This window comes from Pseudomonas sp. PDM16, from assembly GCF_014851865.1.
Classification (GTDB): domain Bacteria; phylum Pseudomonadota; class Gammaproteobacteria; order Pseudomonadales; family Pseudomonadaceae; genus Aquipseudomonas.
Map to the genome: position 1 here is coordinate 103461 of NZ_JACVAM010000007.1, position 11959 is coordinate 115419.

General features: G+C 64.0%; 13 protein-coding genes. 7 read left to right on the forward strand and 6 right to left on the reverse strand.

The features are described from left to right. Positions 1 to 26: 26 nt before the first annotated feature. A complete protein-coding gene (locus IB234_RS21175) occupies positions 27 to 911 on the forward strand; it encodes an EamA family transporter (RefSeq protein ID WP_192321725.1) in 885 nt (294 codons plus the stop codon). Positions 912 to 966: 55 nt separating this feature from the next. Further along, on the forward strand, positions 967 to 2436 hold the full coding sequence (dgt, locus tag IB234_RS21180) for a dGTPase (RefSeq protein ID WP_192321727.1): 1470 nt from the start codon (positions 967 to 969) through the stop codon (positions 2434 to 2436). 62 nt (positions 2437 to 2498) lie between these two features. Here dgt and ahpF read toward each other — a convergent pair whose 3' ends face one another. From ahpF to IB234_RS21195, 3 genes are all read right to left on the reverse strand, one after another. Further along, a complete protein-coding gene (gene ahpF / locus IB234_RS21185) occupies positions 2499 to 4052 on the reverse strand; it encodes an alkyl hydroperoxide reductase subunit F (RefSeq protein WP_192321729.1) in 1554 nt (517 codons plus the stop codon). A gap of 134 nt (positions 4053 to 4186) precedes the next feature. Continuing rightward, positions 4187 to 4750: an alkyl hydroperoxide reductase subunit C gene (ahpC, locus tag IB234_RS21190; protein ID WP_192321731.1), complete on the reverse strand. Its 564-nt coding sequence runs from the start codon at positions 4748 to 4750 to the stop codon at positions 4187 to 4189. A gap of 150 nt (positions 4751 to 4900) precedes the next feature. Then, positions 4901 to 5509, reverse strand: a complete 609-nt coding sequence (locus IB234_RS21195; RefSeq protein WP_192321733.1) for a PilZ domain-containing protein — start codon at positions 5507 to 5509, stop codon at positions 4901 to 4903. A gap of 158 nt (positions 5510 to 5667) precedes the next feature. Here IB234_RS21195 and IB234_RS21200 point away from each other — a divergent pair, with 158 nt between their 5' ends. Continuing rightward, positions 5668 to 6117 carry a flavodoxin gene (locus tag IB234_RS21200; RefSeq protein WP_192321736.1) on the forward strand — a complete coding sequence of 150 codons (450 nt, stop codon included), beginning with the start codon at positions 5668 to 5670 and terminating at the stop codon, positions 6115 to 6117. A 99-nt stretch (positions 6118 to 6216) separates the two neighbouring features. Here IB234_RS21200 and IB234_RS21205 read toward each other — a convergent pair whose 3' ends face one another. After that, positions 6217 to 6747, reverse strand: a complete 531-nt coding sequence (locus IB234_RS21205; protein WP_192321738.1) for a DUF4124 domain-containing protein — start codon at positions 6745 to 6747, stop codon at positions 6217 to 6219. 67 nt (positions 6748 to 6814) lie between these two features. Next, the gene (locus tag IB234_RS21210) at positions 6815 to 8857 is read right to left on the reverse strand and encodes a S9 family peptidase (RefSeq protein WP_412547942.1); all 2043 of its coding nucleotides are present in this window, start codon (positions 8855 to 8857) and stop codon (positions 6815 to 6817) included. A gap of 86 nt (positions 8858 to 8943) precedes the next feature. On the opposite strand from IB234_RS21210, the gene IB234_RS21215 reads away from it, so the two are divergent. From IB234_RS21215 to IB234_RS21230, 4 genes are all read left to right on the forward strand, one after another. Further along, positions 8944 to 9423 (forward strand): MFS transporter, encoded by a 480-nt coding sequence (locus tag IB234_RS21215; RefSeq protein WP_192321742.1) that lies wholly within the window; start codon positions 8944 to 8946, stop codon positions 9421 to 9423. A 97-nt stretch (positions 9424 to 9520) separates the two neighbouring features. Next, on the forward strand, positions 9521 to 9961 hold the full coding sequence (locus IB234_RS21220; protein WP_192321744.1) for an HIT family protein: 441 nt from the start codon (positions 9521 to 9523) through the stop codon (positions 9959 to 9961). 3 nt (positions 9962 to 9964) lie between these two features. Further along, entirely contained in the window at positions 9965 to 10744 is a 780-nt protein-coding gene (locus tag IB234_RS21225; protein WP_192321746.1) for a class II glutamine amidotransferase, read from the forward strand. A 2-nt stretch (positions 10745 to 10746) separates the two neighbouring features. Further along, the gene (locus IB234_RS21230; protein WP_192321748.1) at positions 10747 to 11280 is read left to right on the forward strand and encodes a DUF2937 family protein; all 534 of its coding nucleotides are present in this window, start codon (positions 10747 to 10749) and stop codon (positions 11278 to 11280) included. Positions 11281 to 11320: 40 nt separating this feature from the next. On the opposite strand, the gene IB234_RS21235 is transcribed toward IB234_RS21230, so the two are convergent. After that, a complete protein-coding gene (locus tag IB234_RS21235) occupies positions 11321 to 11815 on the reverse strand; it encodes a PaaI family thioesterase (RefSeq protein WP_192321750.1) in 495 nt (164 codons plus the stop codon). Positions 11816 to 11959 lie beyond the last annotated feature (144 nt).

The window sequence follows — 11959 nt, forward strand, 5'->3', positions numbered from 1 at the left end:
CTTCATCGTTGTTGCGGAGTGGTTTCATGGCGCCCAAGGATCTGTTGTTGGCACTGGTGGTGATCGTCGCCTGGGGCCTCAACTTCGTGGTCATCCGCGTTGGTCTCGACGGCCTGCCGCCGATGCTGCTCGGCGCCCTGCGTTTCGTGCTGGCAGCGCTGCCGGTGTTCTTCGTGCGCCGGCCCAACCTGCCGTGGCGCTGGCTAATCGCCTACGGTGCGACCATCTCCCTCGGCCAGTTCGTGTTCCTCTTTCAGGCCATGGCCAACGGCATGCCGGCCGGCCTCGCCTCGCTGGTGCTGCAGTCGCAGGCCTTCTTCACCCTGGCCTTCGCCGCGCTGTTCCTCGGTGAGCGCATGCGTGGTGCCAGCCTGCTCGGCCTGTTGATCGCCGGTGGCGGCCTGCTGTTGATCGGCCTGCAGACCGGCCACTCGACCACGCTGCTGGGCATCGTACTGACCCTGATTGCCGCCTCGATGTGGGCGATGGGCAACGTGCTCACGCGCAAGTTCGGCAAGGTCAACCTGATGGGCCTGGTGATCTGGGGCAGCCTGATCCCGCCGATCCCGTTCTTCCTTCTGTCGCTATGGCTGGAAGGGCCGCAGCGAATCGAACACGCACTGCTCAACATCGGCATGAGTTCGGTGCTGGCCCTGTTGTACCTGGCGCTGGTCGCCACGCTGCTGGGTTATGGCCTGTGGAGCCGCCTGCTGTCGCGCTACCCGGCCGGGCAGGTGGCGCCGTTCTCACTGCTGGTGCCGGTGGTCGGGCTGAGCAGTTCGGCGGTGCTGCTGGGCGAACGCCTCAGCACGTTGCAGTGGGCGGGGGCCGGGCTGGTAATGCTCGGCCTGCTGGTCAACGTGTTCGGCGGCAAGCTCTGGCAGCGCCTGCAGGGTACGCAAACCGCCTAGCCGAAGCGCTCGCCGGCGCGGTAGGCTGCGGCCTGATCGGCAAGGAGCGAGACCGTTGGATTTCAAGGCGAAGATTTCCCAGCGCCGTGCCCGTGAAAACGGCACGGTGCCCGAGCCCGGCGATGCCGCCTGGCTGTTCGAACTGGGCGAGCGGCTGGAGAGCGACCGCGGGCGCATCGTCAACTCTGCGGCGGTACGTCGCCTGCAGCAGAAGACCCAGGTTTTTCCGCTGGAGCGAAATGCCGCGGTACGCAGCCGCCTGACCCACTCGCTGGAAGTGCAGCAGGTCGGCCGGCACATCGTGCGTACGCTGTTCCACAAACTCGGTCCGAGGGCTGCCGATTATGGCCTGGGCGGCTTGGGACGGGAGTTGGAAACCCTGGTGGAAATGGCCTGCCTGACCCACGATATCGGCAACCCGCCGTTCGGCCATTTCGGTGAATTCGCCATCGGCGACTGGTGCGCTCGCCACCTGGATGCGTTGTTCACCGCTGCGGTGCCGATTCCTGGCGACACCGAACTGCGTCAGCGCATGCTGGCCGACCTGATGACCTTCGAGGGCAATGCCCAGGCCATTCGGCTGGTGCATCGCCTGCACGACATGAACCTCACCTACAGCCAGACGGCGTGCATGCTCAAGTATGTGCGCGCGGCCTACCAGCCGCGCCCGGCCAAGGGCATGCAGAACGGCTATCTGGCCAAGAAGCCCGGCTTCTATCTGAGCGAGGAGGGCTTCGTCGCCGAGCTGTGGCAGGTGCTTGGCATGGCGCCCGGTACGCGTCACCCGCTGGTCTACGTGATGGAGGCGGCGGACGACATTTCCTACTGCCTGGCCGATCTTGAAGATGCCGTGGTCAAGCGGATGCTCGACCTCAAGCGACTGAACGAGCTGCTGCGCGAGACCTTTGCCGAGTTCTTCCCGCTGGACTGCGTGATCGACGAGCAAGGCCGCAGCTTCGCCGAGCTGCTCGACGACGCCCGCGATGCCGCCGAGCGCGAGCCGGTGGACAAGGTCGGCAAGTTCTTCATCCGCCTGCGCGTCAACCTGATTCACCCGCTGGTGCAGCATGCTGCCGCCCAGTTCGTCGAGCATATCGACGCGGTGTACGCGGGTACTCTCGATCGTGCCCTGCTGGAGGACGACAGCCCGGCTTGCGCGGTGGTGCAGACCTTCAAGACCGTCGGCGCCCGGCACGTGTACTGCCACCCTGAAGTGGAAACACTGCACCTGCGCGGCCTGCGCATCCTGCAGGGTTTGCTGGATGGCTACGGTGCGCTACTCGGCCTGAGTGGCGAGGCGTTCTCTGCCGTGCTGGACGGCAAGGGCCGCGCCGGCCTGCGCATGCTGGCGCGGCGCCTTCCCACCCACCTGCTGGCCGCGTATCAGGTGGCAGTGGACGGGCGCGAAGGCAAGGACGCCGCGCTGTGGGAGTTTTACTACCGCGCGCGTCTGCTGCTGGATTTCGTCAGCGGTCTGACCGACCAGTTGGCCGAGGACGAGCACCGGGTGTTGACCGCCTCGTAGGGTGCCAGACAAGAAAAAGCCGGGTATCTCGCGAGCCCGGCTTTTTCGTTACAGCGCCGTGATCAGCTGGTGCGGATCAGGTGGTCGAATGCGCTCAGCGAGGCCTTGGAGCCTTCGCCCATGGCGATGACGATCTGCTTGTACGGCACGGTGGTCACGTCGCCGGCAGCGAATACGCCGGGGATGTTGGTGGCGCCCTTGGCGTCGACCACGATCTCGCCGAAGCGGCTCAGCTCCACGCTACCTTTCAGCCAGTCGCTGTTGGGCAGCAGGCCGATCTGCACGAAGATGCCTTCCAGTTCCACAGTGTGAATCTGGTCATTGGTGCGGTCCTTGTAGACCAGGCCGTTGACCTTCTGCCCGTCGCCCTTGACCTCGGTGGTCTGTGCGCTCTTGATCACGGTGACGTTGGGCAGGCTGTAGAGCTTCTTCTGCAGCACGGCGTCGGCACGCAGGGTGTCGGCGAACTCCAGCAGGGTCACATGGGCGACGATGCCGGCCAGGTCGATGGCCGCTTCCACGCCGGAGTTGCCGCCGCCGATCACCGCCACGCGCTTGCCCTTGAACAGCGGGCCGTCGCAGTGCGGGCAGTAGGCGACGCCACGGCCACGGTATTCCTGCTCGCCGGGCACGTTCATTTCACGCCAGCGGGCGCCGGTGGCAAGGATCACGGTCTTGGCCTTGAGGCTGGCGCCGCTCTCGAACTTCACTTCGTGCAGGCCACCTTCAACACCAGGGATCAGGGCGCTGGCACGCTGCAGGTTCATGATGTCGACGTCGTATTCCTTGACGTGCTCCTCGAGGGCGCGCGCCAGTTTCGGGCCTTCGGTCTCCTTCACCGAGATGAAGTTCTCGATGGCCATGGTGTCCAGCACCTGACCGCCGAAGCGTTCGGCTGCCACGCCGGTGCGGATGCCTTTGCGTGCGGCGTAGATGGCCGCTGCAGCGCCGGCCGGGCCACCGCCCACCACCAACACATCGAAGGCGTCTTTGGCGTTGAGTTTCTCGGCGTCACGGGCGCTGGCGCCGGTGTCGATCTTGGCGAGGATTTCCTCGACGCCCATGCGGCCCTGGCTGAACAGTTCGCCGTTCAGGTAGAGGCTCGGCACCGACATGATCTGGCGCTGCTCGACTTCGGTCTGGAACAGCGCGCCGTCGATGGCCACGTGGCGAATGTTGGGGTTGAGCACGGCCATCAGGTTCAGCGCCTGGACCACGTCCGGGCAGTTCTGGCAGGACAGCGAGTAGTAGGTTTCGAATTCAAACTTGCCCTGGATGTTCTTCACCTGCTCGATGACGTCGGCTTCGAGCTTGGACGGGTGGCCACCGACCTGCAGCAGGGCCAGCACCAGGGAGGTGAATTCATGGCCCATGGGGATGCCGGCGAAGGTCAGGCCGATATCCGCACCGGGGCGGTTGAGCGAGAACGACGGGCGGCGAGCGTCGCTGCCATCGGTCTTCAGGGTGATCTTGTCGGTCAGGCCGACGATGTCGTTGAGCAAGCCCAGCAGTTCCTGGGATTTCGCGCTGTCATCGAGGGACGCGACGATCTCGAACGGCTGGGTGACCTTCTCGAGGTAAGCCTTCAACTGGGTCTTAAGAGTGGCGTCCAACATGACGGAGTTCCTTTTTAACGAATTTCGGACAAACAAACGCCCGGGCGGATCGCGCCCGGGCGTTCGGGCACTTGCGGCTGGGTTGCAACCGGCGAAGCGCAATGCATGCGGGGCGCGAGGCCCCGCGAAGATCCTTAGATCTTGCCGACCAGGTCCAGAGACGGGGCCAGGGTGGCTTCGCCTTCTTTCCACTTGGCCGGGCAGACTTCGCCCGGGTGAGCGGCGGTGTACTGGGCAGCTTTCAGCTTGCGCAGTGTCTCGGACACGTCACGAGCGATCTCGTTGGAGTGGATCTCGACGGTCTTGATCACGCCTTCCGGGTTGATCAGGAAGGTGCCGCGCAGAGCCAGGCCTTCTTCAGCGATGTGCACGCCGAAAGCGTTGGTCAGCTGGTGAGTCGGGTCGCCGATCAGCGGGAACTGAGCCTTGCCAACGGCCGGGGAGGTCTCGTGCCAGACTTTGTGGGAGAAGTGGGTGTCGGTGGTGACGATGTACACTTCGGTGCCGGCTTTCTGGAATTCGGCGTAGTTGTTGGCGGCGTCTTCGATCTCGGTCGGGCAGTTGAAGGTGAAGGCTGCCGGCATGAAGATCAGGACCGACCACTTGCCTTTCAGGCTTTGCTCGGTGACTTCAATGAACTTGCCGTTGTGGAAAGCGTTGGCCTTGAACGGCTGAACCTGGGTGTTGATCAGGGACATTGAGTAACTCCTAGTGGGTTTGAGTAATGGGTTTGGAAAGTTGACGCTGGGCATATTAGCCGCATTGGCCGAGATTGCTTAATTGATTGCGGGCATTGAACCGATTGCCATGCCCTATGAAGGGCATGTCGCAGGAGGCAAGATACCTGTCTAGCTCGCGATCTGCAGTTGCGGATGTCGAAGGCGGTACTGCTCGAAGATGAACTGGCGGATGCGTTCCGCGTGCTCGCCATGCTGCAGTACGAGGCCATAGGCTGCCCGATGACGGCCAATACGGCGCACGCGCTGACCTTGGACAGGCAGGCGGTCACATCCCGGCAGGTGTAGCCATAGAGCGAATTTATCCGGAGGCTCTCTTAGCGGAGTGCCTAGAACCAGGCTGCCAGGAGCCAACTCGTATACCAGCAAGTCACTGTCGTCACCGTTGCGCTCACGCAGTGCAACCGGCTCGTCTAGCTCCAGGCGCCAGGGGCGGCGGACCTGCCCGTCCTGAAAGATGCTCGGGGCGCCCATTTCCAGCTGCAAGCCGTGCAGTTCGTCTTCTACCATCTGCAGCGGAAAGGTCATGCGGCAATCGTCCATCTGGGCTTCCAGGCTCAACTTGGCCTGACCACCGAGGCGGGCCAGCAGGGCGTTTGCCAGGGGACCGCCGTCAACCTTGAAGGCAGGAATCGGCAAAGGCTTGCCGATAAACTGGCTGTTGAAGACCTCTCGGATGAAATCCAGCTCCTCGCTGGACAGGGTAGGGTGCTCGGACATACGACGGCCCTCCGCGGGCTACTTCATGTGATCGAAAGCCTGGGGGCGCCTCGCGCACGAACGATCACTTGTGTGTGACGGCTCGTATCCGGGCGAGTTCCCCGGCGGGCGACATGCGGCATAATGCGCGGCGTTTTTTCGAACTTGCGGAGTGCTGTATGAAAGTCGCCATCCTTTCTGGCTCGGTCTATGGGGCCGCCGAAGAAGTATCCCGCCGCGCCGTCCAGGTGCTGCAGGGCGCCGGTTTCGAGGCTTGGCACAAACCCAGCGTAGAGCTGGACGAGGTCCTGGCCTTCGCACCCGAGGCGATTCTGGTAGTTACCTCCACGACCGGCATGGGAGAGCTGCCCGGCAATATCCAAGCGCTCTACTACGCCCTCCGAGATCGTTTTCCGGCCTGGAGAGGTCTGCCCGGCGCGGTGATCGCCCTGGGGGACTCCAGCTACGATGTGTTCTGTGGCGGCGGCGAGCAGATGCGCGAGCTTCTGCTCGAACTGGGTATGCGCGAGGTACTGCCGATGCTGCGTCTGGACTCCAGCGAGTCGGTGACTCCGGAAGAAGACGCCATGCCCTGGCTAGGCGAATTGGTCGAGACGCTCAGGGGCTGATCTTCGAGCAAATCGGCGCCGTCTACTGCTGCGGTGGTAAGAGTGTCGGCGCGTGTTTCTAGTTCGCGCGCCGAGCGGATCCGTGCCGTTGTTGCGCTGCTATTTCTTCGTCGAACCGGCGCCTATGCCATTGAGCGCAGCTTCCAGGGCGCCCGAGCAGACCATGATGCCGGCACCGTGAGACAGGCATTCGAAGCGCTCAAGATCCTCGCCTTCGCTCGCCATGCAGTTCTGCAGCGTCAAGGCATCGTCGACCTCGTCTAGCGCCTTGTTGGCTTGCCGCAGCTGATCCGAAGTTATCTTGCCGTCCTTCTTACGCTCCTCGGCGATTTCCTTCAGGTTGGGGATGTCGATCGCGGTCCAGCGCATCGCTTCCTTGCACATTTCCCGTTGCGAGGGTTTCTGCGAGGCCTCTGTCTGCTCATCTGCCTGGGGTTGTACGACAGCGGGTTGCGGGCCATCGCTGGAGTAACCCTGGCGAATCTTCACCGTCTCCACCTGCTTTTCCGGCGTGGGCGGTTGGTTGCCGAAGTGCTTTTGGCCGTTTTCGTCCACCCAGGTGTAGATCTGTGCCTGCGCGGGTAGCGCGCAGCACAGCAGCAGAAGAGAAAAGAGGTGGCGCGGCGCCATATTCATCGATCCTTGAAGAGAGAGGGTGAGGCACGATAGTCAGGCGTTGCTTGCTTGCCAAGCATGATCAGTCGATTCCCAGTACTTTGAGCAGGAAGGCGTATTCCAGGGCCACATCCCTGAGCGCCTGGTATCGGCCGCTCATGCCTCCGTGGCCAGCCCCGAGGTCGGTCTTGAGCAGTAGCAGGTTGCTGTCGGTACGGGTCGCGCGGAGTTTGGCTACCCACTTGGCAGCTTCCCAGTACTGCACGCGGCTGTCGTTGTAGCCGGCGACGGCGAGGATCGCTGGATAGGCTTGAGCGCACACGTTCTCGTAGGGGGCGTAGGATCTGATGCGTTCGAACACCTCGGGCTGGTTCGGGTCGCCCCATTCGTCGTACTCGGTCACGGTCAACGGCAGGTCGGGGTTCTGCATGGTGTTGAGCACGTCGACGAAGGGCACTTCGGCGACTGCCGCGGCGAACAGTTCAGGGCGCTGGTTGAGCACGGCGCCGATCAGCAGACCGCCGGCGCTGCCGCCGCTGATCACCAGTTGCGCTGGAGAGGTCAGGCCGTCGGCGACCAACTGTTCGGCGCAGGCGATAAAGTCGCCGAAGGTATTCTGCTTGTGCTCCAGCTTTCCGGCGCGGTACCAGGCCTCGCCCAGCTCGCCGCCGCCGCGCACGTGGGCGATGGCGAAGGCGAAGCCGCGTTCCAGCAGGCTCAGGCGTGCATGGCTGAACCACGGGTCAAGGCTCTCGCCGTAGGCGCCATAGCCATACAAGTAGAGCGGCATGGGCTGGCCGTTGGCGAGCAGGTCCTTGCGCGCCACCAGGCTGATCGGTACTTGCGTGCCATCGGCAGCCGTCGCCCAGACACGCTGGCTCTCGTAGGCATCGGCGTCGAAAGGGCCTTCCACCGGGGTCTGCTTGAGCACCTGCTGCTCGCCCGTGGACAGATCCAGCTGGCGCACCTGGGCCGGGCGGTTGAGCGCCTCGTACCGCAGGCGGATCGCCGGGCTGTGAAACTCCAGGCTGTCCTGCACATAGAGGCTGTAGGCTGCGTCGGGCAGCTGTACGGGGTAGGGTGCAGTCGATTGCGGGTGCACCTCGATGATCGGCAGGCCGCCCTCGCGCAGGCTGAGGACGAAGGCGTCCTGGTTGAGGGTCAGGCCCTCGAGCATGCGTTGCGGGTTGTGGGGAATCAGCTCGCGCCAGTGCTGGCGTGCAGGCTGCGCTTCGCTGGTGGCGTATAGAGCGAAGTTGATGCCGGTCTGGTTGCTACGCACGAACCAGGTCCATTCACCATCCAGCAGGCCGTGGTCGACATCGTACTCGTGCTCTTCCTGGCGGGGCGCCAGGCAGCGGAATTCGCCCTGTGGCGCATGAGCGTCCAGCACCCAGGACTCGCTGGTGGTCTTGCTGCCGAGGCTGAGGACCAGCTGGCGTTCGGAGCTGGTGCGGTAGCAACTGAGGAAGAAGCGCCCGTCGGCTTCCTCGAACACCAACTCGGCGGCTTCGGCGTCGAGCGAGTGGCGATAAAGGCGATGCGGTCGATGCGTATCGTCGAGGGTGACGAAGAACAGGGTTCTGTTGTCACCCGCCCAGGTCATCTGGCCATCGCAGTCCTCGAACGGCAGCTCGCGGAGCAGACCGCTGTCCAGCTCCTTGACGAACAGGCGGTAGATCTCGTCCCCGGCGGTATCCAGGCTGTAGCCGAGCAACTTGTGGTCCGGGCTGACGGTGAAGGCACCGAGGGACAGATAGCCATCACCGGCCAGGGCATTGGGGTCGAGTAATAGCATCTCGGTGCTTTCGTCCACGACCAGAGAACCATCGGCGGGGCGAGGGCAGCGATAGTGACGCGGGTATTCGTCGCCGGCCGTGGTGCGCTGGTAGTACAACCAGGGGCCCCAAGGTACCGGCAGGGAAAGATCGGTCTCGCGAATACGGCCCTTGATCTCCTGGAAGAGTGTCTCGCGCAGCTCGGCCTGGTCGGCCAGTTGCTCGTCCAGGTAGGTGTTCTCGGCCTTGAGGTGGTCGAGGACTTCGTTGGTGTCGCGTTGCTCCAGCCAGCGGTAAGGGTCGGAGCCGGCTTCACGGCGGGCGATGGGGGCGTCGGTCATGGGCATTCTCGTTCGGGGCGACCGCAGGGAGGTCGGGGGCCGCAAAAGCCGTTATCATAAGCGCCCCTTTGCCGGCCAAGCCACGAAACACCATGACCGAACAAGACTATCTGCTCGCCTGGAGCCTTTACGCGATTGCCGCGCTGGGCTGCCTGCTGGTGTGGTTCCGCATGACCGGCTGGATGTGGCGCTGGCTGCGCGAGCCTCTGCGGGTGATAGTTGCAGTGCTGTTGCTGACCCCGACCATCGTCGACCCGGCCAAGGAACTGTTTGCGCCGGCTATTGCCATCACTGCCATCGATCTGTTGTTCGAAGTGGGCAAGAACGCCTGGCGAGCGGTAGCCGACCTAGCCATCTACGGCCTCATTGCCCTCGGCGTGTGGCTGGTGTTCGCGGTCTTGCGCTGGCCGGTGGAGCGCTGGTGGGAGAATCGCAAGGGGCCGCGTGCACCGGCCGTCGAAGAAGACGAACCGACCCTGCGTGAGCTGATGGAGCGCGAGGATCGCCCTGATGCCGATACTCGCCTGGACGCGCGCGGTGATCGCCGGCTGCGCATTGAGCCACGTCTCTGAGCGCCGGGCTCTAGCTTCTACCTGGTTTTCCGAGGGCATCATGGGTTGCACGCCAGGCGGCTTGCGTTAGCATGACCGCAAGCGACAAGGAGAGCCCATGAACTGCGTGTTCTGCGCCATCGCCGACGGCCAGCTGCCGGCGCACATCATTCACGAAGACGAACACTTTCTGGTGCTGCTGGATATTTTTCCGTTGCGCCCGACCCATGTGCTGATTGTCGCCAGGGGCCATGCTCCGTTCCTGGCAGATTTGCCGTCGCCCCCGCGTGAGGCCCTGCTGGCGCTGGCTGATCGAGTGGCCAAGGCGCTCTATCGCGAGCCGGGCGTGCTGGGCATCAATCTGCTGCTCAACGACGGCCCGGTGGCCAATCAGCACGTTCCTCACCTGCATCTTCACCTGATCCCGCGTCGCAGTGGCGACCTGATCGCGCTGTGCTGGCGTATTCTCACCCGTTTCCTGCCGCTCGGTCGCAAGCGCCTGGAAGCCCGCCTGGCGTGTGAGGCCGAACGGCTGCGCGCGGCGTTGTTGGAGGCCTGAGCCATGTGCGAACTGCTCGGCATGAGCGCCAATGTCCCTACCGACATCGTCTTCAGTTTCACTGGCCTGATGCAGCGCGGTGGCGGTACTGGCCCACACCGTGACGGCTGGGGCATCGCCTTCTACGAGGGGCGCGGCCTGCGCCTGTTCCAGGACCCGGCGGCCAGCGTCGGCTCGGAAGTGGCCAAGCTGGTGCAGCGCTACCCGATCAAGAGCGAGACGGTGATCGGCCATATCCGCCAGGCCAACGTCGGCCGGGTGTGCCTGGCCAACACTCACCCGTTCGTGCGCGAGCTGTGGGGGCGCAACTGGTGCTTCGCCCATAATGGCCAACTGGCCGGCTTCGCGCCGACCTTCGACTTCTACCGGCCCGTCGGTGATACCGACAGCGAGTCGGCCTTCTGTGATCTGCTCAACCGGGTGCGCGGCGCCTTCCCCGAGCCGGTGCCGGTGGAGGTGCTGCTGCCGGTGCTGATTCAGGCGGCCCAGGACTACCGTGGCAAGGGTGTGTTCAACTGCCTGCTCAGCGACGGTGACTGGTTGTTCTGCTTCTGTTCGACCAAGCTGGCGCAGATCACTCGTCGCGCACCCTTCGGCCCGGCGCGCCTGAAGGATGCGGACCTGACGGTGGACTTCCAGTCGGAGACCACGCCGAACGACGTGGTCACGGTGATCGCCACCGAGCCGCTGACCGACAACGAGCGCTGGAACCTGTTCCAGCCTGGCGAATGGAGCCTGTGGCGGCGCGGTGAGCGCCTGGCCCATGGGCAGATGGGGGACTGAGGATGTTCAGGGGATACTTGCGTCTGCTGGTGTTCGCCTTCGGCCTGATGGTCGGGGTGCAGGTACCGGGCTTCGTCGATGACTACGCCAAACGCGTGGCAGCCCACCGTGCCGAGTCCGAGGAGAGCCTGCTGGGCTTCCGCGAGACCGCGGCAAAGTTCTTCAAGGGTGACCTCAACGCGCTGGTCGCTCATTACCGCGCCAGCACGGATGACGTTATGCGCAGCGATGCGGACAGCATCGGCCACCTGGTTTCCCGCTCCGAATTGCTGGAAGCCGAATGGCTGGCCATGCAGGGCCCCTGGTATGCGCAGGTCTGGCACCTGGGCACCAGCGCCGACCAGGCCCTGCTGCAGGAAACCTACGACGCCTATACCTACCAAGTGCTGCTGGCGCCCCAGGCGATCTACTGGGGGCTGTGCGTAGGTCTGGTGTTGGCCTGGCTGGCCGAGCTGCTGGCGCTGGGCATCGGCTGGACCGTCGGCATCGGCCGCAAGCACAAGGCGATTGCCTATGAGAAGCGCCACTGGCGCTGAGATGAAAAAGGCCCCGCGAGGGGCCTTTTTGTTGCGACGTTCAGACTGACTTGGCGTGGGCCTGGGTCGCCAACTGGCTGGCATCCACGCGGACGAAGACCGAGTCGCCGATGGCGGTCAGCACATCGCCGGCATACACCTCGCAGATCACCTGGGTCTTGCGGCCCACATCACCTTCTACCCTGGCGCGCAGGCTCAGGGTGACGCCCATGGGCGTCGGCTTGATGAACTTGAGGCCGAGGTTGCCGGTGACGCATTCGATGCGTGGCAAACTGCCGGGCTCTCGGCCTTCAGCTCGGTAGTGGTAGGCCATGGCGGTCCAGTTGGAGTGACAGTCCACCAGCATGGCGAGCAGCCCGCCATAGACCAGGTCTGGCCAGCCGCAATGCATGGGATCGGGCAGGTGTTCGGCCAGGACGTGGATGCCGTCCTCATGCCAGCGGCTCTTGACGTGCAGGCCGTGCGGGTTGCGGCTGCCGCAGCCATAGCAAACGCCATCGGGTGCGGCGGCGTCCTGTAGGGAAATGTCGTGCATGTTTGGCTCGTTGCAAAGGATAACGCGCCCAGCCTAGCGGCTTTCGCCTGAAAGCAGAACGGGGCCAACGGGCCCGTTCGTGTGCCACACCAGGGGGCAAAAGGGGCAGGGGTACTGCTTTGCCAACGTTATTTAGCCACTGCG